24 protein-coding genes are annotated in these 23,993 nt (G+C 50.6%); 11 read left to right on the top strand and 13 right to left on the bottom strand.

Annotation, left to right across the window (positions count from 1 at the left end):
* Window positions 1–32: 32 nt before the first annotated feature.
* Window positions 33–356, top strand: coding sequence for a hypothetical protein (locus tag ACJJID_RS16625; protein WP_444920434.1), 324 nt, complete (start codon window positions 33–35; stop codon window positions 354–356).
* 562 nt (window positions 357–918) lie between these two features.
* A complete protein-coding gene (locus ACJJID_RS16630) occupies window positions 919–1,332 on the top strand; it encodes a hypothetical protein (protein ID WP_444920435.1) in 414 nt (137 codons plus the stop codon).
* A 188-nt stretch (window positions 1,333–1,520) separates the two neighbouring features.
* Here the strand turns inward: ACJJID_RS16630 and ACJJID_RS16635 are convergent, their stop codons facing one another.
* From ACJJID_RS16635 to ACJJID_RS16645, 3 genes are all read right to left on the bottom strand, one after another.
* Window positions 1,521–2,264: an ion transporter gene (locus tag ACJJID_RS16635; protein WP_444920436.1), complete on the bottom strand. Its 744-nt coding sequence runs from the start codon at window positions 2,262–2,264 to the stop codon at window positions 1,521–1,523.
* A 237-nt stretch (window positions 2,265–2,501) separates the two neighbouring features.
* Window positions 2,502–2,810 (bottom strand): hypothetical protein, encoded by a 309-nt coding sequence (locus ACJJID_RS16640; protein ID WP_444920437.1) that lies wholly within the window; start codon window positions 2,808–2,810, stop codon window positions 2,502–2,504.
* Window positions 2,807–3,286: a hypothetical protein gene (locus ACJJID_RS16645; RefSeq protein ID WP_444920438.1), complete on the bottom strand. Its 480-nt coding sequence runs from the start codon at window positions 3,284–3,286 to the stop codon at window positions 2,807–2,809. The genes ACJJID_RS16640 and ACJJID_RS16645 overlap by 4 nt, the downstream gene beginning before the upstream one ends.
* Window positions 3,287–4,221: 935 nt before the next feature.
* Between ACJJID_RS16645 and ACJJID_RS16650 the strand changes: the two genes are divergently transcribed.
* Both ACJJID_RS16650 and ACJJID_RS16655 read left to right on the top strand, forming a co-directional pair.
* The gene (locus ACJJID_RS16650) at window positions 4,222–4,647 is read left to right on the top strand and encodes an acyl-CoA thioesterase (protein WP_444920439.1); all 426 of its coding nucleotides are present in this window, start codon (window positions 4,222–4,224) and stop codon (window positions 4,645–4,647) included.
* Between the two features lie 260 nt (window positions 4,648–4,907).
* Window positions 4,908–5,342, top strand: a complete 435-nt coding sequence (locus ACJJID_RS16655) for a DUF1810 domain-containing protein (RefSeq protein WP_444920440.1) — start codon at window positions 4,908–4,910, stop codon at window positions 5,340–5,342.
* Between the two features lie 31 nt (window positions 5,343–5,373).
* Here the strand turns inward: ACJJID_RS16655 and ACJJID_RS16660 are convergent, their stop codons facing one another.
* Window positions 5,374–6,768 (bottom strand): dicarboxylate/amino acid:cation symporter, encoded by a 1,395-nt coding sequence (locus ACJJID_RS16660; protein WP_444920441.1) that lies wholly within the window; start codon window positions 6,766–6,768, stop codon window positions 5,374–5,376.
* A gap of 280 nt (window positions 6,769–7,048) precedes the next feature.
* Complete coding sequence (locus ACJJID_RS16665; RefSeq protein WP_444920442.1) at window positions 7,049–8,002, bottom strand: LysR family transcriptional regulator; 954 nt, start codon at window positions 8,000–8,002, stop codon at window positions 7,049–7,051.
* Between the two features lie 79 nt (window positions 8,003–8,081).
* Between ACJJID_RS16665 and ACJJID_RS16670 the strand changes: the two genes are divergently transcribed.
* The 5 genes from ACJJID_RS16670 to ACJJID_RS16690 all read left to right on the top strand — a co-directional run bounded on the left by ACJJID_RS16670 (window position 8,082) and on the right by ACJJID_RS16690 (window position 13,759).
* A complete protein-coding gene (locus ACJJID_RS16670; protein ID WP_444920443.1) occupies window positions 8,082–8,996 on the top strand; it encodes a CmcJ/NvfI family oxidoreductase in 915 nt (304 codons plus the stop codon).
* Window positions 8,997–9,023: 27 nt separating this feature from the next.
* Window positions 9,024–10,352, top strand: coding sequence for an aldehyde dehydrogenase family protein (locus tag ACJJID_RS16675; RefSeq protein WP_444920444.1), 1,329 nt, complete (start codon window positions 9,024–9,026; stop codon window positions 10,350–10,352).
* Between the two features lie 38 nt (window positions 10,353–10,390).
* Complete coding sequence (locus ACJJID_RS16680; RefSeq protein WP_444920445.1) at window positions 10,391–11,209, top strand: prolyl hydroxylase family protein; 819 nt, start codon at window positions 10,391–10,393, stop codon at window positions 11,207–11,209.
* Between the two features lie 228 nt (window positions 11,210–11,437).
* Entirely contained in the window at window positions 11,438–12,070 is a 633-nt protein-coding gene (locus tag ACJJID_RS16685; RefSeq protein ID WP_444920446.1) for a DUF6058 family natural product biosynthesis protein, read from the top strand.
* 186 nt (window positions 12,071–12,256) lie between these two features.
* Entirely contained in the window at window positions 12,257–13,759 is a 1,503-nt protein-coding gene (locus ACJJID_RS16690) for a tetratricopeptide repeat protein (protein ID WP_444920447.1), read from the top strand.
* An 80-nt stretch (window positions 13,760–13,839) separates the two neighbouring features.
* Here ACJJID_RS16690 and map read toward each other — a convergent pair whose 3' ends face one another.
* On the bottom strand, window positions 13,840–14,616 hold the full coding sequence (gene map, locus ACJJID_RS16695) for a type I methionyl aminopeptidase (protein WP_444920448.1): 777 nt from the start codon (window positions 14,614–14,616) through the stop codon (window positions 13,840–13,842).
* A complete protein-coding gene (locus ACJJID_RS16700) occupies window positions 14,609–14,815 on the bottom strand; it encodes a ParD-like family protein (protein ID WP_444920449.1) in 207 nt (68 codons plus the stop codon). Before ACJJID_RS16700 ends, map begins: the two co-directional genes overlap by 8 nt.
* Before the next feature lie 154 nt (window positions 14,816–14,969).
* On the opposite strand from ACJJID_RS16700, the gene ACJJID_RS16705 reads away from it, so the two are divergent.
* A complete protein-coding gene (locus tag ACJJID_RS16705) occupies window positions 14,970–16,673 on the top strand; it encodes a phytoene desaturase family protein (RefSeq protein WP_444920450.1) in 1,704 nt (567 codons plus the stop codon).
* A gap of 77 nt (window positions 16,674–16,750) precedes the next feature.
* Here ACJJID_RS16705 and ACJJID_RS16710 read toward each other — a convergent pair whose 3' ends face one another.
* The 4 genes from ACJJID_RS16710 to ACJJID_RS16725 form a co-directional block, all read right to left on the bottom strand.
* Complete coding sequence (locus tag ACJJID_RS16710) at window positions 16,751–17,344, bottom strand: OmpA family protein (protein ID WP_152455732.1); 594 nt, start codon at window positions 17,342–17,344, stop codon at window positions 16,751–16,753.
* 73 nt (window positions 17,345–17,417) lie between these two features.
* Window positions 17,418–18,065, bottom strand: coding sequence for an HAD family hydrolase (locus ACJJID_RS16715; protein WP_444920451.1), 648 nt, complete (start codon window positions 18,063–18,065; stop codon window positions 17,418–17,420).
* 14 nt (window positions 18,066–18,079) lie between these two features.
* The gene (locus ACJJID_RS16720; protein WP_444920452.1) at window positions 18,080–18,445 is read right to left on the bottom strand and encodes a hypothetical protein; all 366 of its coding nucleotides are present in this window, start codon (window positions 18,443–18,445) and stop codon (window positions 18,080–18,082) included.
* 50 nt (window positions 18,446–18,495) lie between these two features.
* Window positions 18,496–19,242 carry a 16S rRNA (uracil(1498)-N(3))-methyltransferase gene (locus tag ACJJID_RS16725; protein WP_444920453.1) on the bottom strand — a complete coding sequence of 249 codons (747 nt, stop codon included), beginning with the start codon at window positions 19,240–19,242 and terminating at the stop codon, window positions 18,496–18,498.
* Between ACJJID_RS16725 and ACJJID_RS16730 the strand changes: the two genes are divergently transcribed.
* Window positions 19,241–19,363 carry a hypothetical protein gene (locus ACJJID_RS16730; RefSeq protein WP_444920454.1) on the top strand — a complete coding sequence of 41 codons (123 nt, stop codon included), beginning with the start codon at window positions 19,241–19,243 and terminating at the stop codon, window positions 19,361–19,363. The genes ACJJID_RS16725 and ACJJID_RS16730 overlap by 2 nt on opposite strands.
* A 14-nt stretch (window positions 19,364–19,377) precedes the next feature.
* On the opposite strand, the gene ACJJID_RS16735 is transcribed toward ACJJID_RS16730, so the two are convergent.
* Both ACJJID_RS16735 and ACJJID_RS16740 read right to left on the bottom strand, forming a co-directional pair.
* Window positions 19,378–22,509, bottom strand: a complete 3,132-nt coding sequence (locus tag ACJJID_RS16735) for an efflux RND transporter permease subunit (RefSeq protein ID WP_444920455.1) — start codon at window positions 22,507–22,509, stop codon at window positions 19,378–19,380.
* On the bottom strand, window positions 22,509–23,756 hold the full coding sequence (locus ACJJID_RS16740; protein ID WP_444920456.1) for an efflux RND transporter periplasmic adaptor subunit: 1,248 nt from the start codon (window positions 23,754–23,756) through the stop codon (window positions 22,509–22,511). Before ACJJID_RS16740 ends, ACJJID_RS16735 begins: the two co-directional genes overlap by 1 nt.
* Window positions 23,757–23,993 lie beyond the last annotated feature (237 nt).

The raw sequence follows: 23,993 nt of genomic DNA on the forward strand, positions 1-23,993 counted from the left end.
TGACGAACAAGCTGATAAAGGAGGGTTATAAGATGAAGTACCCTCCACAAATTGGAGCAATGCCCTCCAGAGCACTCACTCGTTTACTCCGGGCCCAAAGGATTTCCCATCGCACCTTTCAAAATGAAACGGCCTCTTATCGACTATCTGCCCCCATAGAAAGGCTTCGAAATGAGTTCGGCTGGCCTATCATCAGCCAATGGCGCGAAGAGCGTACTTTAGACCCCACTGGGCGCAATGCCCGCTACTGTGTGTACTACCTGCCTTCAGAAGAAATCATGCGCGCGGGAGAACAAGGACAAAAGTATGCTTTTAAGGTTCTGATCTGGGAAAAACGGCGAAATAGCAAGAGATGAGATGGCTAGGAGCCGACTAAAAATGAGGAAGAAGGGCGCTTCACCACCCTTTTTCCAGCTATACCATCGTTTATTAGACCTTCCAGCCTACATTGCTCTTCCACACCCAGCCAAGTCGCTACTTATGGACATGGCAAGGCAGTAGAACGGTGATTTTAGCGTAACTCTAAAGGTTATGGGTTCAAGAGGTTGGACTTCTAACAGCACCCTTAGAAGAGCTCTCAAGGCCCTTATAGATGTGGACCTGGTAATGCTTACCCGGCAAGGTGGCCTCAACAAATGCAGTCTCTATGCCTTTACATGGCTTCCCATTGATGAATGTGCGGGCAAGCTCGACATAAAACATACAGCAGCACCACCTATTCCACTCGCAATGCACTCCTCAATAGAAAACTCCCAGTCCCGCTAACGGACTAGCCATGGCCCTCACAAGGCCCTATTCTCCGCAACACAGTTCTCTGTATGGCTCTCAGACAGTCTAGCCTCAAATACTTCTGGCATCCACTCAGGGCTCTCTGAAGGACACCTTTATACATATCTGCCATGTTAGGACACCTACTTCATGCACTTGTTAAAAGCCGACATAACACCCGTACTGATACTTGCAGGAATTATCTGGGCATGCTGGCACTTTGATATCAGGGGACCTTGGAAGGACGAAATAACTGTGCAGTTTGAGCAAAAAAAATGTGATGATAGAGAGGAATGTAAGTGGGCCCACATCCCAAGGAGAACTTTTAAAGTCAATGAATCGGCTGGAACAGTATTATCTTGGGAAACAAGTGAAGGCTGGCCAATAGATGAACACAAGGATTGTAAAATAATCAGCCGAAAGCATTGGCAATGCGGGAAAGAGAATAATTTCGGATTGAATGAAGGGGTTTGGGTATCAAGTAACAGCGAGTTTTATCGCTCAATTCCCAAGACCCAGTGGTGGATACTGCATTTTGCTGAGTCAGAAGTTCATCAACAATAGTTACGTCACACTTGTGTCACAGTTCCCCAGAACAAGCAGCAGTTAAAAATAGCTTAACTCAACCAATTAATACTTACAAATCAATAGGTTACAGAAACTGTCCCTATTGTGAGGTTTGGTGTTTTGTTAATCAAAAGCGATTGAAAATCCTCATGTCGGTGGTTCGATTCCGCCTCCGGACACCATTTTTAAAAAGGCTCATCCGCAAGAACGGGGCTTTTTTTATGCTCAGTACGCCTGTTTAATAGCCATGCAATTAAAATTGCATTAAGGTATGCAAAGAGCAATAGACCTACCTTATTTAACAATACCGTCAAAAATATTCCGCCCACTGATACGGCTTGATTGATCGCCACCTTCGCATTCATAATATTTAGAAAGGCCCACCATAAAGCTTCATTTGCTGTATCAATACTGCCACCATTGCTACTCTCAAATTGAAGGATCAAAGTGGCGCACAAGGAAAAAGATACAAAAGAGATTAGCAATACAAATAAAGTGATACTTTGGAGCTTATTTTCTTTTAAAACCGCATATAATAATCTTAACGATTTTACTGTGCGCAAGAACCTTAAGATCCGCACAACCTTTGAAATCCTACCCCATCTTAAAGGATCAAGGGCAGGAATTGATGCAACAAGGTCAATCCATCCCCATTTTAAATATCCGAGCTTACTTTTAGAGGCAAATAAATTAACAAAAAAATCTAATAAAAATATACAACATATCGTAATATCTATATATTGTAGAACTCGTTGTATTTCAGCATTTTCTACAAAAATAAGATCAACCAGAACAACACTCAGAACGTATATACTCAGCACCAAAAGAAATAGCTGATATATTACATTCCCCCTTTCTTGAAACTTATACTCGCTATGAGCATCCGGATTACCTTGAGCATTTATATATCTTCCTCTCTCTTCAATCACAGCATCTTGCCTCTACATAAAAAAATTAATTGTTAGATATGATCACCCACTTATTTCAAAAATAGACAAGCAAGAAAATAGAAAAAGTTATACGCCGAAAAAACATAATTTAATATTTCATCAAAACAAATATAAACTCACAAAAAATACAGAACACTCATGGACAGGAAAATTTTAATTAAAACACTCCTTAAAATAAAAATCACTCGCAAAGAATGGGAAAACCCTTATTTAAAATTACATTTCCTTCTCAGAAACTGACTCCCAAACCCCATAAAATCCAGAATCCCTCATAAGCTTTGTAATCTCATAATGTATATCTGGAATCATCTCTGAATTATCAACACTTCCTAGAACTACAACTTCATTCTCTTCATCTTCATTCATTTGGCCAACAAGTTGCCAAATGAATTTAGAAAAAAGTTCAGCATCCTCTGTATTATTTATTCCTTGAATAAGGATTTGTGCAATATCGTCTCGATCTAACACTTCAATGTAATGAGATACTAGATCATTAACATGCTCATACCTTGTAAACTTAATCATAGTGCTCTTCCCCCATCTTCTATAACCGCCATTCTTTGTGCAACGAGACGTAGTTTTTCTACTAGCTGCTCAACAAGCATTCTTTCTGTAACTGCCAAAAAATAATGACCTGGATTCCCAGTATCCTTCGTAAAAGCAAGACCTGGTGGGATATCTGCCTCAGAAAGGACCCAGTATATATCAACGGGCTTCTTCTTTGCTCTTTTCTTAAACATACCGTAAACAAACTTGAGGTTGTCCCAGGTGGCTGAAAAAGAGAGCCCCATTGCAGGATTTGGTAATACCCACCTTTCATCAGATGAAAATTGAAAGTCACACACCCTTACCCCCATCACAGTTCTGAAGCGGCCTTCCGTTCTTTCTTCATAGAGCGTGGGATGCTTCCCCCTGATCGTAGGTCTTCCTTTATAAGTTTCAATCTCGGCAATAAACTTTTGAAGATCAGACAGGCTCTTCAATTGCAGCAATTCAGACATAATAATCCATTATCTCTCTGATAAAAATTTAACTTAGCTCTTCTATTCAGCAATCTTATAGATCAAATAGCGAACTTAACTAATCACATATCATTTGGTCAAACCAAATAAATGACCTTTCAGACATAACAAATTATATTTTATTAATGGGTTCTATATTCATTTTTACGATGTTTTATAAGTAATCTCACTCTGAACCGAAAAAAAATTAGGTATATTTATTTTTATCGCGAGCGGATTACTTGAAAGCATGTCATTTCAACCATATAAAGGGCTTCAAATTCTGCTAAAGGTCGCTATCTATTAACTGTGAATAAGAAAATGAAGATCAGAACCCTGGCAGAAAAACTAAAATGCTTGACTGATAGAATGCCTGTTAAAAAGATATGGGTGCAGCACAGTGATTTTAATTGTCAGATCCCCACATGCTCATGACCTTGTTCAGTATTATGCCCATCAGCTAGATAACAGAGAGTGATCAATATTCTTGAGTCAGGTCTGCAATCAGAAGATGACGCCTACTATTTCAGTCATTTTATTTGGTAAATGATTGACAAAATGTCGGAAGATAGGGAGAAGGGTGTTAAGGTTTTAGGTGGAATTGACAATACAGCTATGTTGCCAGACGTGGCCTATGAACTCGATGTATTAATGGCAAAACACGGCTATAGTAAAATTTGAGAAGAGATCTCAGACCAGGCATAAAAAACTTGCTCTTACCTAACCCATTTAAAGCCAGCTAACACACCCTCCTAAGCGGCTCTAAATTTGAGCCGCTATCAAATTCGTTTTGAGAGTAAAGAAAATCTATAGCAATATAGATTTCTATCTAAAGCTTTACTTTGATCCAAAATGAAAAATACCTAAAGCTATCCATAGCTATGTCAACTCACTACAATCAACATCCTTAATGTATCAATTTAAATGTAATGACAATGAGTGAAGCCCCCCGCAACCTTCTACATCAGGAAACCTTAGCTGTACGCTGGGGTGATATGGACGCCTTAGGACATATCAACAACGCCACCTACTTCACCTACTTTGAGCAGTGCCGCTGCAGCTGGTTAGCAGCTATTAAACGCTCCGGCGCGGTTAGCAGTAACCAAGGAGACGGCCCGGTACTACTCAATGCTTCGGCCAATTTTCAATTACCATTGGTATTTCCAGCCAACATTATTGTTAGTATGTATGGCGGCACTCCCGGGCGTAGTAGCTTTAATAGCTATTACGAAATCCGAGATGCGGATAAGACCGATAAACTCTACACCACCGGTGAAGCTAAGATTGTTTGGGTAGACCAACAGGCTGGAAAATCTATGCCGGTACCTGATGATATACGGGCTTTATTGCCCACCGCATAAATTGGGTTTCTTCAATCAAAAAGACGGTTAACCCCGTCTTTCAAATAATAAATCCTGAAAAATTTTACCGTTAAACAGGGCTTAATCGACAAGGGTTTGATCACCACGTGTACACAGGTATCAAAAGCACCTGCTTGGCAGACAATTACTACGTCTTTACTACTCCTGCCAGAACATGGCCGCTATAACTTAACCCATGGATATTCAAGCTACGCTTTTCTTCCTGTAAAACATCAATGACCTTTTACGGAAAAATGTTTATGAATGATTATTTTGACCTGGAGCGATTCTGCCAAGCACAAAACGATTCTTATACACAGGCCCTGCAGGAGTTGCGGCAGGGGCACAAACACAGCCATTGGATTTGGTATATTTTTCCGCAGCTAAAAGGGCTAGGCCACAGTATCACGTCACAAAGATATGGGGTGACAGGTCTAGAGGAGGCGCAGGCTTATCTGAAGCATCCACAGCTTGGCCCTCGATTGCGGGAGTGTTGTCAGGAGTTATTAAACCTGCAAGATCTCAGCGCCCTGGAAATATTCGGTAGCCTTGATGCGATCAAGGTCAGGTCCAGTATGACCCTGTTCGCCCTTGCTGCGGGTGGCACTGATAATCTATTTATGCAGGTTTTAGAGAAATATTATGAGGGCAAACAGGACCCCCGCACCCTGGAGATCCTGCAAAGCTCTGATTAATCTCGAGCCCCCAAACCTCCCGAAAAAACACTCAAGCGGTCTGGGTTTCAGGTTCCTCCAGGCTGTCACTGCCTAGTAATTTATCCATCACCAGACAGGCGGTGAGATCGCCCGTGACGTTTACGGCCGTCCTGCACATATCGAGTATGCGGTCCACACCGAGAATCAATGCAATACCCTCTGGCGGGACACCTATTCCGGCCAGGATACTGGCGAGAATCACAATCCCCACACCCGGTGTACTCGGGGAGCCGATTGAAGCGCCCACGGTGGTCACGGTAAGCCCCACCAGCTGTGCCGTGCTGAGGTCAATGCCATAAACCTGGGTGAGGAAAATCGCCGCGATCACCTGATAGAGGGCAGTGCCGTCCATATTCACCGTAGCGCCAAGGGGCACAATAAATTTGGCTATAGAAGGTTTCACTCCCAGGGAAGTCTCGGCAGTGCGCATTGAAAGCGGCATTACGGCCGCGGAGCTGGAGGTGGAAAAGGCTAGTAGCTGTACGCCACTGATGCGCTGCAGGAAGCTCAATGGCCGCATTGGCGTGGCCAGTGCGACAATCAACAGATAAAACAGCAGTAGGATCAGTAGCCCCAGAATAACCGTGCCCACATAGACAGACATCCCCACGATTGCGGTTAAACCCACGCGAATGGCGATATCCGCCAGTAATCCAAATACCGCCAACGGCGCGAACAGCATGGCCCAACCGACTATTTTCAGGGCGATTTCCTGCACTATGCCGAAGGCATAGACTGCAGTTTCACGCTGCTTTTGCGGCAGCAACATCACTGCCACTCCGGTGAAAATCGCGTAGACCACCAGCTGCAGCATATTGCGCATAGCGATACTCTGATTCAGATTGGCTGGTATCAGTTCGGCGATGCGCTCCGGTAGCGGCTTGGATTCCAGCATCTGTGGCGCTGCGCTACTGGGTAGTTCAGTAGCCGCGGTGAGCAGGGCCTCATCGATATAGTTACCCGGTTGAATAAATTGGGCCAGGACTATGCCAATAATCACCGCTACCGTAGTGGTGGCAATAAAATAGGGCGCTATGCGCAGCCCAACCCGCTTGAGCTGGGATACATTCCCACTGCCGCAGAGCCCGAGGATGATGGAGGAGACCACCAGTGGAATCACCACCATCTGAATCATATTCAGGAATAGGGCGCCTGGCAGCTTGAACCAACTGGCCAATATTACGCTGAGATTCTCATCGACCAGCCCAGCTCCTTCCGGCGACAGCAGTAGGCCAATCCCAAGCCCCAGTACCATAGCGAACAGGATTTGCATCCACAGGCGCGTGCGCATTAACAGGCCCAGGGATTCCACCATTCTGAACAGGTAAACATTAGAACCATAATTCATGTGTGAATAACCAAATCCGAATTCATTAATACAGCCATTCCATAGGAAAGCCTCCATTATTCCGTAAGCCTACAGCAAAACCCTTTAGTCAGATCAAGTGCGGGCCAGCTAATCCTGTACCAAGGTAGGCGAACATTGGGCCCAAGCAATCATTGGCAAGACCTGTTGCAGAAAGATTACGTCTTGGTCCCTGCATTAGAGAGCGCTGTACAGATCAATTCGATTTGCTGCAGGATCGAGAAAACACCACTCTAAACCAACACCGACCCCATGTACTCACAATTGCCAATGATGTTTTGCGCAATACCGGGAGCAATAAAAACGCCTTTCCGAGCTTTTATTGATGAGAGAACGCTGGAGCAAACTGCTGCGCCAATAAATCCCTGATCCATTTGTGCAGCGGGTCCTGCCCACTGCGGCTGTGCCAGGCGGCGATCACATCGAAACCGGGGGGCTGGTCGGCAATCAGCAGGGTACTCAGGCGCTCATCGGGCAATAGGCGCGACGGCAGGAAAGCCACGGTATTGGTGGAGGCAATACATTCGGCTGCAGCGGCAAAAGAGGGAACCGACAACACCACATTGCGCTGCAAGCCAAACTCCTCGAACCAGGTATCCGCCATACCACGCAGTTCCCCACGGGAGGGAGACACCACCAATTGCGGTAGCGCCGCCAACTGTGCCAATGCCAGAGTCTTCCCTTTTAACAGGCCGGGTATTTTTGCATGGCGGCAGCACACGCAAACATAGTGCTCCCGATACAGCAGCATTGTCGGGCAGTTGTCCGGCACAAAACCGGGTGTACTGAAGACCAAATCTACCTCGCCGGTTTGTAGCTGCTGCGCCATGCGGTCGATTTCCAGCTTGAGCACAACCACTTTGAGGCCCGGGGCCTGTTCCCGCAGTTTTTTCAGCAGCCCCGGCAATACCACTCGCTGCTCAAAGTCGGTGGCGCTGATGGTAAAAATGCCGGAGTAATCGGCCGGCCGGAATTCGTGTCCACGCAACAGTGAGGCGATATCGTTTAATACGCTATCGATCCTCGGTGCCAGCCGTTCTGCCAGGGGAGTGGCTACCACTCCGTTGCTGGCCCGAATAAATAAACGGTCGCCAAAGATTTCCCGCAGTCGCTTCAACTGCTCACTCACAGTCTGCTGAGTCACACCGAGCTGATCCGCCACCCGGGATAAATTTAATTCCCGCAGAATTGCCTGCAGCAACCGCAGTTGCTTTAGTTCCAGCCGGTCCAGGCGATCGGCCCTGTTACCCCTAGTCAAACCTGTATCACTCACAATCGTTACTTGATTTTCATTGTATCTGCTCCAGCCTAGCATTGCCGATACATAGACTCCCATGTGTGAGGAACCCACTATGCCAGGCGCGACTCTGCACCGCTCAATGCGGGCAAATATCAACTACGCGGACCCCAGCGCAGAGCTGGTCTACGACCAGCGCCATACAGGCCCCGGCCCCGCTAGCCTGATTGATCAGGTAATCCCCCACCAGGTGACAGTTCATGACGGCAGGCAACTACAGGCTGCGGGGGAGACCTTCCGTTTGGACGAGCAGGGGTTTGAGCTGGTAGAGCCCAGCCTCGGTATCGACCTGCACCAGCTGGATGACACTTTAAAAGCGCTGGATAGCGGCAGGCCTTCAACCAATAGCACAGTGCTTTCGCCAGAATCCCGAGACACCTTGATCCGTACTCAGTGGTATCCGGCGATTGAGCGATGGCTGGCTGCTTATTTGGGCGCGGACCAGGTTGTGACCTTCGATCACACGCTGCGCGCTCAGACTAAAGCAGACGTCATCGCTGAACAGAGCCGCAGTCGCCGCGCCCCGGTAAAAATCGCGCACAACGATTACACGCCCTGGTCTGCCCAGCGCCAGCTCAAGCAGACACTACCGGAATACGGCTTAAATCCGGACGATTATTCCCGGTTTAAATTTGTGAACCTGTGGCTGCCGCTGCTGCACCGGGTTGAAGAGTCCCCCCTGGCTATGGCGGATCTGCGCAGCGTGGAAGCAGCGGATTTCCACAAAATGCGCCTGATTTATCCAGAACGGGAAGGGCAGATTTCTGTCATCAGCGCCAACCCTCATCACCGCTGGATTTGGTTTAGTGATATGCGCCCCGGCGAAGGGTTGCTACTGCGGGTTTTTGATAGCGAACACAGCGATGTGATTACCGGCAGCCCCCACTGCGCCTTCGACTTACCGGAAAGCGAAAATGCCCCCCGGCGTACCAGCCTGGAAATTCGCACTATCGCGTTGTTTAAACATTAATTAAATTGAAATATCGATCAATTCGTCATGAATAAAACCCTGAACTCAATAGACCCTTTAAATAACGAAGTCGTCGGCAGTGTCGAAATTTGTTATGAAGACGATTTAAAAAAATTGCTGCAACAGGCCAAGCAGGCACAGATTGAGTGGGGCAAAAAATCCATTCAGCAGCGTGTAGAGCTTGTACAACAAGCCTATAAAAAGCTTGAACCCATACAGGCGAAATTGGCAAAACTGATCAGCCGTGAGATGGGCAAAGATGCGCGGCGGGCCAGCTACGAGGCGGGTGGCGCCATTCACAGTGGCCCCTGGTTGGCCGGAGATTCCGGTGAGGCCCTGCGCAGCCAGCGCCAGAGTAACAGTGAAATTCAATATCGTCCGTTGGGCGTGGTCGCGGTTATTTCCCCTTGGAATTATCCCCTGGCGATGGCCAATAACCTGATCGTGCCGGCACTGATTGCCGGTAACAGCGTGATTTTAAAACCCTCCGAAGAAACCCCTCTGGTTGCGGACCTACTGGTAAAAACCCTGAACCAGTCGATGCCCAGCGGAGTATTACAGATTGCCCATGGGGATGGGAAAACCGGAGAAGCCCTGGTGAAAGCGGACATCAATATGGTCGCTTTCACCGGCTCCCGTGCAACCGGCCAGGCCATCATGGCCAATGCCGCTCCCAAGTTAAAACGCCTGATCATGGAGTTGGGCGGCAATGATCCCATGCTGGTTTTGGCCAGCGCCGATATTCACCGCGCCGCACAATTCGCTGTAGCCTCCAGCTTTGAAAATGCCGGACAAATGTGCACTTCAACCGAGCGTGTGTATGTTGACGAGCGTATCGCGGACCAGTTTGAACAAGCGGTAGTTGCCATTGCAAAAAATTATCACACTGGTGGTTGGCCAGAAGGGGATGTCGATATAGGTCCACTGGTCAATCCCCGTCAGCATCAAAAAGTGGTTCGGCATATTCATGACGCCATAGAGAAAGGCGCAACGCTTTTGCTAGGCGAAAAATCCCCCGAACTTCCTTTTATTCCTCCCACGGTCATCAGTGGTATCAAACCAGGTATGCAACTTGAGGACGAAGAAACTTTTGGCCCAGTAGTCGCAATAGACCGGTTCAGCACCATTGAAGAGGGGATTCACAGAGCCAACGACTCTGTATACGGCTTGGGCGCCGTGGTATTTGGCAAAGCGGATGCCCAGGAAGTCGCGAATCAACTACAGGCGGGCATGATTGGTATTAACCAAGGTGCCGGTGGGACACCATGGGTAGGCGCCAAACAGAGTGGTTTTGGCTACCACGGTGGGGCTGAGGGACACCGACAATTTGCCCAGCTCACCCTTATTAATCATTAATTAAAAAACCGAGTGCAGATATTTTGGACGAAGTCATTATGCCAAACTCTCCAGACATCGCGATGAATCCAGCAACTGAGGCCAACAGCAGCCTTGAGCAGGATTTCTTTATTATCGCCAGGGAACCCGGTGCGGAACATCCTGCTCTGCCCACCTGGGCCGCACGATTTGAAAACCCAGCCTCACTCAAAGATAGCGCCCCGTCTTTGGTTCAGCGCAGAGAGATTGCCGAGGTGCCCGGCGCTTTTCAATTACTCAATGTATTTTCCAATGAGGAATGTCAGCGCCTCATCGATATCACTGAAAATATCGGTTATCTGCCAGATGCCGCCGTTTCTTTGCCCAGGGAGGTACGCCATAACGACAGCCTTACCTGGGTGGTAGATGAAACTACCGAACGGCTAATCTGGCAGCGGTGCAGCGCATTTATGCAGGACCCCAAAGACTACTTTGAAGGGCGGGAGCCAGTGGGACTCAATCAGCGCTTTCGCTTTTATCGTTATGGAGAAGGTGATTACTTTCAATTTCACACCGATGGAGCCTGGCCGGGCAGCCAAATTATAGATGGCCAGTTGGTGGCTAATGGTTTTCCAGACCGTTTTAGCGAAATGACTTTTCTAGTGTTACTCAGTGAAGATTTTGATGGCGGTGCCACACGTTTTCGTGTCAATGCAGATAACCCCTACCAACAGCCCAGCCGGCACTCCATGATGGATATTGATGTAAGAACCCCCGCTGGATCTGTACTGTGTTTCCCCCATGGCATGCATCCCTTGCATAGGATCCACAGCTCAACGCCAATTACTCGTGGAATAAAATATATTATTCGTACAGATATATTATTTCTTCAGGATTGATTAACAAGGTTAACAATTTTATTTAAAAAATATTAATAAAGCATTCAGTCGCAAGGAAGCGGCTCGAACCAAAATAACAATAAATCACCACTTAGAGCTTCCCCAAAGCCGCTGTATATAATCTAAGGCCCGACTTTCATACTACGCCCTCCATCGAAGTGTTGCCGTAAGATTTATGTCAATCTGCACTGCCAATCTGATCGCAACAGCACATTCGAGTGTGTACTTATGAAATTGATAGAATATTTACAGAGTCACTTTTATAGCAAAGAGGAACTGCTATCGCTAAGCGGTTTAAGGCAGGAAGAGTTTGCAAACTACCAGAATACCCTTGTTATGCCTAAAGCTTCCTACACGCTGGTACTGGACCTGCAATGCCATTCATTCTTCGGCACCCATAATGAATCCCATAACCAGGAGTTCTACGCCAAAGGTTATGTGTCCTGGTTAAAAGACCTTCGGCTACAAAATAATCCGAAACAGATTTTTGATCTATTTAAGAAAAGATACACCGACACAATCTATCAGTTAAAGTCTATTGGCCATAACTGTTCCGATATAAGAATGAACAAGGGGCTTGCCACACATATCGAAAGCGAGTGGAAACACTTTATCGATGGAACTTATGGGTTATGCACCAAAAGCGGACTCCCCGAGGATATAGCCCGTAAAGAACTGGCCTCCCTAGAGATCAAGGAGCTAGCGAAAGAGAAAAATCTCAGCAGAACAGGCCTACAAAAATTACAGAGGGCTATTGACCTGTTAGAGAGCGCCAGCAGCCTTTTCGCACCTCATGAGCGCCACAAGAGTTCGAGGAAAATACTGATCAATGACATTCGTCAACAATTTAATCTCAGATAAAGACACTGTAAAAGTCAACGACACAAACTGAGAGACATGCCGTCACCATAGGCCAAGGAAAGCGGGATAGACAACACTTATACCAAATGACCATAAGATTTTGCATGTACTAAACGTATATGCCCCTATAAAATCCCGCCCCTTTAATTGGCTCAAGCCTCTCCGCACTTATATTAGAGATATTCCATGAAAAGCAGAGTTTACTGCCTTATATCCTTTCTGTTGCTATCCGTCTTGACGGTATCAGCCTACGCCAGAGACTGGCGGGAATATAAAAGCACTAACTTTACCGTCTACTCCGATGTTTCATCGAAAAAAGCTGAGGCTTTATTGCGCGAGCTGGAAAAATTTCGCAGTGCCTCACTTATGGTAACAGGCATGGAAGATCGTCCTGAAAATTCTAGGCTTAGGGTCTATCACTTTAATAAGTCTAGAGAATTTGAAAAATTCTCTGGAAAAAGAAGTATCGCAGGCTTCTACATCAATACCATCGATGGCCCCTTAATTTTTTCCCAGGAAAACAAACGTGGCATATTGAACGGCCAAGCAATCATGTTTCATGAATATGTTCACCATCTTATGCGTGAGCGCGGTTCCATGCGGTACCCCAGGTGGTATTCAGAAGGCTTCGCAGAGTTACTAGCCAGCGCGACTATTGATCAGGATTCCATCACCATCGGCAACTTCCCTGAGTGGAGAGCTTACGATTTGGAAGAGGGTCCCTTGAAAGTCAGGGAAATTCTTCAGCCGGATTACAGTAGAAAGGGTTGGAAACATAGCAGTCAGTATTACGCCAGTGCATGGTTATTATTACACTATTTATTTTTCAGCGAAGATGCCAGAGAAAAGGCATATCATGAAAAAACCAGAAATTACCTAGCGGATATTAATAATGGTGGAGATCCACTAGATCTCTTTAGCCAGCATTATGATATCCGAGTGGAAGATTTGGATATCGCATTAACTCGTTACCTGAAGGAACGGCGCCTGTCCGGCTACAAGGTTAATCTAACCAAAAATGTCTTTAAAATCGAAAAGCGCAAACTGAACCATAATGAAAAGTCCCTATTACTGGCGGAGCGCGCAGTTGATCTAGAAAGATACGATCAGGCGTTAAGTTATCTGAATAAAGTAAAAAAAGATGCTGCCAAGTTACCTGGAGTTATCGCTCTGAAAGCGAATCTATTAATGCACAATCAGCAGGAGGCTGCGGCACAGGCTTTACTTCAGGAATTATCAGAAATATCTGATTTGAATCATACAGCAGCAACGAATCTATCTATGTACCATTTATATAGCTTACAGAATATGCTTGAATCCCGACAATGGGATGAGGGGAGTTATACCAAAACGGTGCATTATGCAGATATGGCTATAGCGCTAAATCCGGCTTCCCTATCGGCTTACCAGTACAAATGGATGGCTCAGCAGTACAAAGGCGAAAGTGTTGCCGCGCTGAAAACCATGATGGCGGCCTATCAGAAGAATCCAAATAGTATTGAAATAAATAGCGCTATTGGCTTTCACCTCGCAAAACTTAAAAAGCCAAAGCTTGCAAAACCATTTCTGGAGAGAACTCTGGCCTGGTCCCACAATCACAAGGTTCGATCACGCGCTAAAAAATTGCTCGATTGGGTAGCAAAGGAAACCTCCACTGACAGTGGAGTGAGTTCAGGACAGGTATCCTGAGTCCGAGCGCTAGATCAAGCTCATAACACGTAGAGAATTGCTCTCTACGTGTTATGAAAGCGAAGAAATTAGCCTCTCCCCTAACTCTTCTTTTCCTCTTCCCGCAAAGTCAGTACTTCATACCCATCCGCCGTAACCAGCACTGTGTGCTCCCATTGCGCGGAGAGCCTGCCATCTTTGGTCACTACGGTCCAACCGTCTTTCTTGAGCTTGGTTTTGCGATTGCCCTGGTTAATCATGGGCTCAATCGTAAATGTCATTCCCTCGCGTAAAACAGCTCCGCTGCCCGCTCGGCCAAAGTGCATTACCTGGGGTTCTTCATGCATTTCACGGCCAATACCGTGGCCACAGTACTCACGCACCACGCTGAACCCGCGCTTTTCAACATACTGTTGGATCGAATGACCCACATCACCAAAAGTCGCGCCGGGTTTTACGGTGTGAATGCCGGCCCACATGGCATCGTAACAACACTGCACCAGTTTTTTGGCAATGGGCGTTACGCTGCCGATCATATACATCTTGCTGGAGTCGGCGATATAACCGGACTTTTCCAGGGTGATATCCACGTTGACGATATCCCCATCGCGCAACGCCTGCCCCTCGCGAGGCATGCCGTGGCACACCACCTCATTAATCGAAGTATTAAGAGAGTAGGGATAATCGTATTGCCCCTTGCTGGCCGGGCGCGCCTGCAACTCCCGGGTAATAAACGTTTCCACCCGGTCGTTAATTTCCATGGTGGTAATACCCAGCTTCACAATACCATCGAGCATAGCGAACACGCGGCTCAATAATTCACCGGAGTTACGCATCAACGCCTGTTCCCTGGCGGTCTTGATTTTTATGTTATTCACGAATGAGCTCTTCCAGAGTAAATGATTCGGTGCGTAGTAGCTTCTTGCACAACTGGCTGTAACTGAGCTCTGGATTCAGCTCGGCCAACATACCGATCTTTATCCAGTACTCGGCCTGGGCGTTAATAGAACGTGCCAGCGTGGTACTCGCCTTACGGATTTCATCGTGTAATTCATCCGAGATCTTAACGATACCCATTTTATACACCGTATATATAATTTATATACATAGTGTATATCGCCTTATATTAGATAGGCAAGGCGGTATGAAAGGTTGAAATTATGCAACTTGTTGCATAGTCAATATTTGAACGATATGGTTGAGAGATAAAAATAAAAGTGATGAGGCCACCATGTCCGAAACTACTGAAAAGAAACGCAGCGCCCCCAAGCCCAGCCGCCTGCGTATTGGCCAGCGTTACCGTGCCAGTCGCTTGAACGGCCCCTACGATGCCCTGGTAATCGGCTCTGGAATCGGCGGCCTGACTACCGCCGCCATGCTGAGTGCCACCGGTAAGAAGGTACTGGTCCTGGAGCAGCACTACACCGCCGGCGGCTATACCCATGCCTACGATCGCAATGGCTACGAGTGGGATGTCGGCGTGCACTACATTGGCGATGTGGGCGAACACCCCACCATGACAAGCAGGATTTTCGACTTTATCACCGGTGGTAAGTTGCATTGGGCGCCGATGGACGACACCTACGATCGCATTTGTATCGGCGAGGAGCAGTTTGATCTGCGCGCCGGTCGCCAGGCGTTTATCGATGAATTGGTCAAACATTTCCCCGCCGAACGGGAGAATATTGAACGTTACCTGGCCCGTCTCAACGAGGTGGCCAAGTCCATGCAGCGCATGGCAATGGAGAAATTGTTTCCCAGCTGGTGTGGCCCTTTTATGCGCCTGTGGCGCAAGCTGCGCGATCCTTCCTGGTTGAACAAAACCACCCGCGAAGTGCTGGGCGAGATCACCGGCAATGAAAAACTGATTTCGGTGCTCACCGGCCAGTGGGGCGACAACGGCATGGCGCCGGCACAGAGCAGTTTTATTATTCACGCCCTGATCGCCAAGCATTATTTGTATGGCGGCTACTATCCGGTAGGCGGTGCCAGCAAGATTTCCGAGACCATTATTCCGCAGATTCAGGCCAGTGGCGGCGATGTTTTTACCTATGCCAAGGTGGAAACCATTCTGTTAAATGGCAATAAGGTTCGCGGCCTGCGCATGAGCGATGGCACCGAAATCGAGGCGCCCGTGGTGATTTCCGGGGCCGGTGTATTTAATACCTTCGAGAGACTGCTGCCCCAGAGTGCCAGTGAGCGCCTCGGCTATCTGCACGACCTGAAAACTGTCACTCCCTCCATGTCTCATCTGTGCCTGTACATTGGCCTGGAAAAAACCGCCGAAGAACTACAGCTGCCAAAAACCAATTACTGGCTCTATACCAGCGAGAACTACGAGGAGGATATGCAGGCCTTCCTGCAGGATAGCGACAAAGATATTCCGCTAGCCTATATCTCTTTCCCCTCGGCCAAGGACCCCACCTTTACCCAGCGCTATCCTGGGCGGGCCACTATCGAAATCGTTGCCCCAGCCAATTACGATTGGTTCGCCCAGTGGAGTGACAAACCCTGGGGCAAGCGCGGTGATGACTACGAGACCCTAAAAGAGGCCTTCAGCCAGCGCTTACTGGAGCACCTGTACAGGCATTTCCCTCATCTTCGTGGGCAAATCGATTACTACGAGTTATCCACACCACTGTCCACGGATTATTTCTGCTTCTATCCACGCGGTGAAATCTATGGCCTCGACCACGATCCCAAGCGATTTGAGCAGCGCTGGCTGAGACCCAAGACGCGACTCAATGGGCTCTATCTCACCGGCCAAGATGTAATGAGCTGTGGCGTGGCTGGGGCGATGATCTCGGGGGTACTAACGGCCCAGAGCATTCTCGGCTTGCGCCAGGGTGGGAAGTTGATGCGTCAGGTTATTAGTGGCCAGCCTTTCCAGGCTCCGGCAAGCGGCGGTGAGGAGTTGGGTAAAGCATCCACCTGATAAGCCGACAATAAAGATGGTTCGACAACCGCAATAATAAAAAACCCGGCATTTATCGCCGGGTTTTTTATTTGAATTTATGGGCTCGGAGATGTCTTCAATCGAGGCAATCTACTGGGCATTCGATCAAAATTAAGCACCCGGATAACCAGGCGCCGGTTTTCCCTTTGCCCCGCCTTGCTCTCGTTATCGGCTATAGGATCGGTATCGCCATAACCCTGGGCGCGCATGCGCTCGCCATCGATACCGCGCTCTATCAAAAAATTGCGCACCCAGTCAGCACGCCACTGAGAAAGATGCAGATTTTTCTTTGGGTCACCGTCATTATCTGTGTGCCCCTCAATCGTAATACGCATCTCGGGGAAATCGCGCATGATCACCAGCAGTGCTTCCAGGTCGGCGATGCTATCCATGCGCGGTGCGAAACCACCGGGGTCAAACTCTAAACGCAACCGGAAAGTATCCCCCCCTTTGCGGGAATTTCCACGCAGGAAGCGCACCAAATCATCGGCAAAAGGAGCCGCCTGCCGCGCCTGCTTCTCGCTCTCACCAGACTGCACCACTGACTGAGGCTCAAGGGCGTATTTCCTGTTGGGATCGGGGTTGGGGCAGCCGGCAAGTAGCAATACCAGCAGGGCGAGATAGCAGACGAATAAAGGCTTGCCCGCCATAGACAAAACTTCCGGTTTGCAGACGTCAAATTCAGTGTAGAACAAGCTGCCGGAAGGAGGAGATGTCTAGCCGTTAGAGGAAGTTCAACACCGCCATCATATCGCTAACTACCCGGGCACCGCGCTGCTCCAGCTGTGGCGCTCTCTGACTATGGGTGCTGTAGCCAACCACGCGCATGCCGGCGGCTACCGCGGCTTCCACACCGGCGTTGGAGTCCTCCACTACCAGACAGCGCTCCGGCTTCACCCCCATGCTAGTGGCCGCATGCAGGAATAGCTCCGGCCAGGGTTTACCGCGGGAAACATCCTCAGCACTGTAGATCCTGCCGTCGAAGTAGTCGTAGAGACCGGTTTTATTCAGGGTCAGCTGCATTTTCTGGTGCGAGCCCGATGAGGCCACACAGCTGCGCATGCCGATCTGCTGTAAGTGATCGAGCAAACCCTCAATGCCGGCTATGGGCTCCAGCTCCGCGTGGAATGCCTCGCGGATACGGCGCTCGGTATTACCAAAATAATTGTCCGGCAGGGGGCCGCCGAAACGCTTCTCGATTTCCAGTAGGCAATCCCTGGCGGGCCGGCCGCTGAATTGCTCATCCAGCTCCTCCGCAGTGGTGGCCATACCCAACTTATTCATTTCTTCAGCGAGGATGCGACAGACGATGCTCTCGCTATCTACCAGCACACCGTCGCAATCAAAAATGATCAAATCTGTGGAAGACATGGGACCCCATAAAATCAGCGTGCGGAGAGCAGCATAATACCGATGATCAACCCGAGTATGCCGCTGATACGCAGGAAGTTTTCATTGCCCTGGGAGATTTTGATGGCCAGCGCTTTGCCGCGCTCAAAACCAATCTGCAGCATATAGGCGCCACTCAACAGCACCAATACACCCAGGGCGTTGAAGAGGATATACCAGTTGCGAGTGTCGGCGACCAAAAGCAGAAAAAGACCGACAAGAATGCGCAGCCAGGCGGAAAAGAAATAGCCTGTTTCGCTGAGCCTCTCACTGATGGTTTGCGCCAACTTGGGCTTGGCAATCACTGCCAGTGACAACAAGACAATGGCAATACCCAATAACCCTACAATCACTCGAATCATAGTTTCCCTTCCTGGTTTTCATCCTATCCAATTTTGGGTTGCGCCGGCTCCTACAGGTCACCCCATTGGAACTGCAACACCGACAGTGCGGCGATAGGCGCGGTTTCGGTGCGCATAACCCTCGGCCCCAGGCGCAGTGGCATAAAGCCGTGGCCCAAGGCCAGATCAATCTCCGCCTGGGACAATCCACCCTCTGGCCCCACCATCAACAGGGCCGAATCCGGCTTGCCATTGTCCGCTTCCCAGCGGCGCAGATCCAGCTCGGTGCGGTGGTGTAATACCAGTTTGGTTTGCGGCTCGCCCTGTTGGGTTGAGGTTTGTAAATACTGAGGGAGTTTTACCGGTTCGGCAATTTCCGGCAACAGATTGCGCTCACACTGCTCACAGGCGCTGATAGCAATCTGGCGCCAGTGACCGAGCTTTTTTTGCAGGCGCTCACCGGATAGTTTGACCTCGCAGCGCTCACTGAACAGCGGTTGGATGGCCGCTACTCCCAATTCAGTGGCCTTCTGTATCACCCAGTCGAATCGGTCACCGCGGGAAATGCCAATAGCCAGGGTTAACGCCAGAGGCGACTGGCGATTGTCTTCGCGAAATGCACCAACACCCACCTGCGCGCGCTTACCCGTAGCCAGCAATTCCGCAGAGTACTCGCCACCCAGCCCATCGAACAGAGTCATCGGGTGGCCGGCGCCGAGGCGTAGAACTTTTACCAGATGCCGGGAGGCACCCTCATCCAACTCGATTTGCGAAACACCGGCCAGGGCCTGCTGGGAGTAAATACGCGGGATGCGCATGAGTGAAGATCCTGTAAAACACTATAAAAAAGCCGACTGGAATGTCGGCGTTTTGCAGGCGGGTAGTTTAGGCATTAATGCGCAGGCCAGGCAATGGCAGAAAACCCCCACCATTGCCTGAAACGCAAATTGCTATCAGGCCGTTTCCAGAGACACCGGGGTGTCAATTTGGCCCTGGCGCTTGCCTTTCGGACGCAGCACTTCGATCACCTTGTACAGGTTTGGCACCAGCACCAGAGTCACGGCGGTGGCAAACAGGACGCCGAAGGCGAGGCTGATCACCATGGGGATCAGGAACTGCGCCTGGATAGAGCGCTCGAACATGATCGGCACCAACCCGATAAAGGTGGTGATAGAGGTGAGGATAATCGGGCGGAAACGATCGCGACCCGCCTGCACCACCGCATCCATAACAGCTACGCCCTGGGCGCGAAGCTGGTTGATGCGATCCATCAATACCAGGTTATCGTTCACCACAACCCCCGCTGCGGCGAGGAAGCCGAGCATGGACATAATGCTGATATCGTGGCCCATCAACAGGTGGCCCACTACCGCGCCAAAGAAGCCAAACGGCACTGCAGTGAGGATCAACAGCGGCTGCGAGTAGGAGCGGAAGGCGATGGCCAGCAGCGCGTAAATAGCGAACAGTGACAGTACGAAGAACGCCAGGATCGCACCGTTGAACTCTTCCTCCTCCTGCATTTCACCGGCGGTTCTCAGGGAGAAACCGGGGAACTGGCGCTCCAGCTCAGGCACCAGGGTCTCGCGCATATCCTTGAGAATTTCCTGCGCAGTGGAGGTGTTCGGCGTCAGCTCGGCAAACACACGCACGGTGCGCTCGCGGTTGTTGCGGCGGATGGTGGTGTAACCGGGCACATAGACCGCTTCGGCTACCGCAGAGAAGGGCACCTCACCTTGCGCCGTGCGAATACGCACACGATCCATCTGCTCTTCGCTGGCGCGCTCTTCCTGCGGGTAGCGCACCATCACCCTAACGTCCTCGCGACCGCGGGGAATACGCTGTACTTCTTCGCCATAGAAACCCTGCCGCACCTGCCTGGCCACATCCGCCAGGTTGATACCCATGGTGGTGGCGTGGGGCTTCAGCTGAATTTCGATATCGCGACGCGCACTGGTGAGATTGTCACGCACATCGTAAACACCGGCATAGCTGTTCATCTTCTTCTTCACCGCATCGGCGGCAGCGCGCAATTCGTCCATATCCCCCGAAGCGGTGCTCAGGTTCAAGCTCATACCGTTGCCGCCATCGTTGATGGTGGCATCAATATTGAGGTCTTCAACACTGGCCGGCATTTCACCGATCAGCTCGCGCCAGCGCAGCGACAGGGTTTTGGAAGTCACATCGCGCATCTCACCGTCGGTGAGCTGCAAGATCACAAAGATGTTGCCGCGCCAATTGAACACCATGGAGTTCATTACGAAGGGCTCGCCGTCGTTGAGCTTCAGCATTTCCTCATCAGTGGAAAGTTTGTCTGCGGCCTCCAGCACCTGATTCATCACGCGCTCGGCCTCATGGAAAGGCTCGCCATCGGCCATGCTGGCACGCAATTCCAACAGATCCGACGGTACCTGTGGCGAGAAGGAAGACCCCACATAACCACTGCTAAAGACACTGATGGCAAGTACCAGCGCCATGAAAAAGACCATCACCGTGGTGCGGCTGTTGCCAAGGGACTTCTTGAGCAGCGGCAAGTAGTACTTGTCACCAGCGGTCTTCATGGCCCCGGCGAAGCGGCCACGCAGTTTTTGCAGCTTGATGCCCAGGTTCGATTTAGCCGGCTGTTCCGGTTTCATACCCACCAAGTGCGCGGGAAGGATCAGCAGGGATTCCACCAGGGAGAACACCAGACACAAGAGCACCACCACCGGCAGTGCCAACATCATCTGCGCGGTATATCCGGGCAGGAACAGCATGGGGATAAAGAACACCATGGTGGAGGTCACGGCGAAGATCACTGGCGCGGAGACCTGCTTCACACCTTCTTCCGCCGCGGCCAGACCGGTCACACCGCGATCGTGGGCCGCATGCACCGCTTCCCCCACAATAATCGCATCGTCCACCACAATGCCGAGAATCAGCAGGAAGGCGAATAGCGACAGCATATTCAGGCTGACCCCGGTGACCGGCAGCAACCAGAAAGCACCGAGGAAGGCCACAATAATGCCCACCGTTACCCACATCGCCAGCGCCGGACGCAGGAACAGCATCAGCATGATAAAGACCATGGCGAAGCCGCTTAAGGCGTTGGTGGTCAACAGGTTCATGCGGCCTTCAAAAGCTTTGGAGAAGTCGAACCAGACGTCGAACTCCATACCCGGCGGCAACTGGGTGCGCGCCTCCGCCATAAACGCCTTGATACGCTCGGCAGTGGCCACCACATCCAGCGGCTCCCCCTGAACCACACGCAGGTTCATAGCCGGGTTGCCATTAAAGAGAATGACGTTGTTGTACTCCTCGAAGCCATCGCGCACGGTGGCCACATCGCGCAGCAGCAGTACAGAGCCATCGGCACGGCTGACTACCGGAATACGCTCGAAGTCCTCAGCGGTATAGGCCTGACCGCGGGTCTGCACCTGGATATCACCGCGATCCGAACGCACCATACCCGCGGGCAGGTCGAGGGAGGAGCGGCGCACCGCGTTGGCTACATCATTGAAGCTCAGGTTGTAGCGGCGCAGGTCCAGCTCGGAAACCTCGATGGACAGCTCATCCGGGCGTTCGCCCCAGATATCCACACGGCGCACACCGGGAATCAGGGTGAGTTTGTCGCGCAGATCCAGCGCGGTCTCCTTGAGCTGGCGCTCGGAAACCGGACCGCCAATGGCGATCATCATCAGCTGGGTATCCCACTCCTGCAGGCGAATCACCGGGCGCTCGATACCCTCGGGGAAGGTGTTAATACTATCCACCTGCACCTTGATATCGTTGAGCAGACGCAGCTCGTCGTAACCATCCACCGCTTGAATTTCGATGGAGGAGTGGCTGCGGCGGGAGGCGGAGTTCACCTCCTTGATGCCCTTCACCTCAGAGATAGCCTCCTCCACACGCACGGTCACCTGCTGCTCGACTTCCGCCGGACCGGCACCGGGATAGGAGATTTCCACCTCGACAATACCGGGCTGAATCGCCGGAAATACCTCGCGATCAATCCCACTGATTCCGAAGAAACCGCCGATGATGATCATAATCATCAGCAGATTTGCGGCCTTACTGTTGCGCGCAAACCAGGAAATAATGCCGTTCATCAGTGGCCTCCGTGGGCAGCACTATTTGTTGCTGCGGTCTCGCCGGTGGTGTTTGAATCGGCTTCAGCATCGCTCTTAACACTATCAATCAGACCGGCTGGCTTCTCGTTGAGTGGATTAGCAGTAAGTGCCATACCCTCGCGGGAGTAGCCCAGGCTGGACACCACGACGCGGTCACCAATGGCGATGTCGCCGCGCAACCACACCTGGTCACCAATGCTCTGCAACAGCTCCACAGTTTTGAACACCAGCTTGCTCTCTTCATCCAACACCAGCAGGTGGTCGCCCTCGTGCAGGGCCTGGCGCGGCAAAACCACAATGCCGTCCAGAGTGCGACCGGCAATATCGGCCTCCACAAACAAGCCGTTCATCAAGGGAACATCGCCTTCATAAGGGTTCTGTACCTGAGCCACGGCATAAATAAAGCGGCTATTGGTATCGATGCTGGCCTCGGTGCGCACCAGCTGGGCACGCCACTCGCGCTCAAGCCCAGCCACCATTGCCCGCAGGCGTACCTCGGGGCCATGTTCAAAGGATTTACCCAGAGGCAGATCGAGCAGTGCCAGCTGTTGGTCGGTCAGAGGCAGGCGCACTTCGGCGATACCGGTGCTGTGGATTTTTGCCAGGGGCGTGCCGGGAGTGATGTATTGACCGAGATCGACATAGGTCTCCACTACGCGACCAGCAAACGGCGTTTTCACTGCAGTTCGCGCCAGGTCCAGCTTGGCCTGGTCGCGATCCGCGCGCGCGGCGGCCACTGCAGCTTCGGCGGCCTGTAAGTGCGGCTTGCGCAGGAACAGTGCGTTGGCGGCCTCGCTGCCCAGGTCGCGCCACTCGCGCTTGGCCTGCTTGGCTCTGCCCTGCTCTTGTGCCAGGGCGGACTTGGCATCGGCCAGCTGCGATTCGGCGCGGGTCACTTTGTGGGTGTAGTCCGCCTGTTCAAGCTGAAGCAGCGATTCCCCTTCGGCAAAAAAACCACCGGGCACAAAGGCCTCACCCACACTTTCAATCACACCGCCGACACGAGCCACCACTTCGATTTCATGGCGGGCGTGCACCGTTCCCTGGCTCGGTACCAACAGGGTCTGGCGCCCCGGTTCCGCATATAGGACATCCGCCACCGGCGGTACCACCGCTTCCGGTGGTTTTTCTTCCGGCTTCGGCTTCAATAACACCACCGCAGTAATGGCGGCCACCCCAATAGCCAAAACGGTAAATAAAAGCTTGTTCTTGCTCGACACTTTCACAGGCACCCTCTACCCCATTCTGTGACCGGAACTGGTCAAATTTTAATTAGCGCGCATTCTACTGGAGTTCGACGCAGATAAGAGTCGATTTGGATGCAGGTCGCCGCAGGAGTTTGTGCCTTATCGCAAACCTTCCTCGCCGGGCTCGGGTAACGCATAATGCCCGCCCCAATTTACCGTTGCAGGAGAGACAGCGGGCCGCGCAAAGCCAAGGAAACCGAAGGGCTATTTCCCGGT

The sequence above is a fragment of the Microbulbifer sp. CnH-101-G genome (assembly GCF_052466775.1).

What these genes read in the sequence shown, in the direction of transcription:
- ACJJID_RS16710 (WP_152455732.1), bottom strand. Translation starts at nt 17,344, where the DNA reads ATGGCGGGCAAGCCTTTATTCGTCTGCTATCTCGCCCTGCTGGTATTG.
- ACJJID_RS16660 (WP_444920441.1), bottom strand. Translation starts at nt 6,768, where the DNA reads ATGGAGGCTTTCCTATGGAATGGCTGTATTAATGAATTCGGATTTGGT.
- ACJJID_RS16645 (WP_444920438.1), bottom strand. Translation starts at nt 3,286, where the DNA reads ATGTCTGAATTGCTGCAATTGAAGAGCCTGTCTGATCTTCAAAAGTTT.
- ACJJID_RS16670 (WP_444920443.1), top strand. Translation starts at nt 8,082, where the DNA reads ATGCCAGGCGCGACTCTGCACCGCTCAATGCGGGCAAATATCAACTAC.
- ACJJID_RS16715 (WP_444920451.1), bottom strand. Translation starts at nt 18,065, where the DNA reads ATGTCTTCCACAGATTTGATCATTTTTGATTGCGACGGTGTGCTGGTA.
- ACJJID_RS16655 (WP_444920440.1), top strand. Translation starts at nt 4,908, where the DNA reads ATGAATGATTATTTTGACCTGGAGCGATTCTGCCAAGCACAAAACGAT.
- ACJJID_RS16730 (WP_444920454.1), top strand. Translation starts at nt 19,241, where the DNA reads ATGAGTGAAGATCCTGTAAAACACTATAAAAAAGCCGACTGGAATGTC.
- ACJJID_RS16735 (WP_444920455.1), bottom strand. Translation starts at nt 22,509, where the DNA reads ATGAACGGCATTATTTCCTGGTTTGCGCGCAACAGTAAGGCCGCAAAT.
- ACJJID_RS16685 (WP_444920446.1), top strand. Translation starts at nt 11,438, where the DNA reads ATGAAATTGATAGAATATTTACAGAGTCACTTTTATAGCAAAGAGGAA.
- ACJJID_RS16690 (WP_444920447.1), top strand. Translation starts at nt 12,257, where the DNA reads ATGAAAAGCAGAGTTTACTGCCTTATATCCTTTCTGTTGCTATCCGTC.
- ACJJID_RS16625 (WP_444920434.1), top strand. Translation starts at nt 33, where the DNA reads ATGAAGTACCCTCCACAAATTGGAGCAATGCCCTCCAGAGCACTCACT.
- ACJJID_RS16640 (WP_444920437.1), bottom strand. Translation starts at nt 2,810, where the DNA reads ATGATTAAGTTTACAAGGTATGAGCATGTTAATGATCTAGTATCTCAT.
- ACJJID_RS16650 (WP_444920439.1), top strand. Translation starts at nt 4,222, where the DNA reads ATGAGTGAAGCCCCCCGCAACCTTCTACATCAGGAAACCTTAGCTGTA.
- ACJJID_RS16675 (WP_444920444.1), top strand. Translation starts at nt 9,024, where the DNA reads ATGAATAAAACCCTGAACTCAATAGACCCTTTAAATAACGAAGTCGTC.
- ACJJID_RS16630 (WP_444920435.1), top strand. Translation starts at nt 919, where the DNA reads ATGCACTTGTTAAAAGCCGACATAACACCCGTACTGATACTTGCAGGA.
- ACJJID_RS16720 (WP_444920452.1), bottom strand. Translation starts at nt 18,445, where the DNA reads ATGATTCGAGTGATTGTAGGGTTATTGGGTATTGCCATTGTCTTGTTG.
- ACJJID_RS16680 (WP_444920445.1), top strand. Translation starts at nt 10,391, where the DNA reads ATGCCAAACTCTCCAGACATCGCGATGAATCCAGCAACTGAGGCCAAC.
- ACJJID_RS16705 (WP_444920450.1), top strand. Translation starts at nt 14,970, where the DNA reads ATGTCCGAAACTACTGAAAAGAAACGCAGCGCCCCCAAGCCCAGCCGC.
- ACJJID_RS16700 (WP_444920449.1), bottom strand. Translation starts at nt 14,815, where the DNA reads ATGGGTATCGTTAAGATCTCGGATGAATTACACGATGAAATCCGTAAG.
- ACJJID_RS16725 (WP_444920453.1), bottom strand. Translation starts at nt 19,242, where the DNA reads ATGCGCATCCCGCGTATTTACTCCCAGCAGGCCCTGGCCGGTGTTTCG.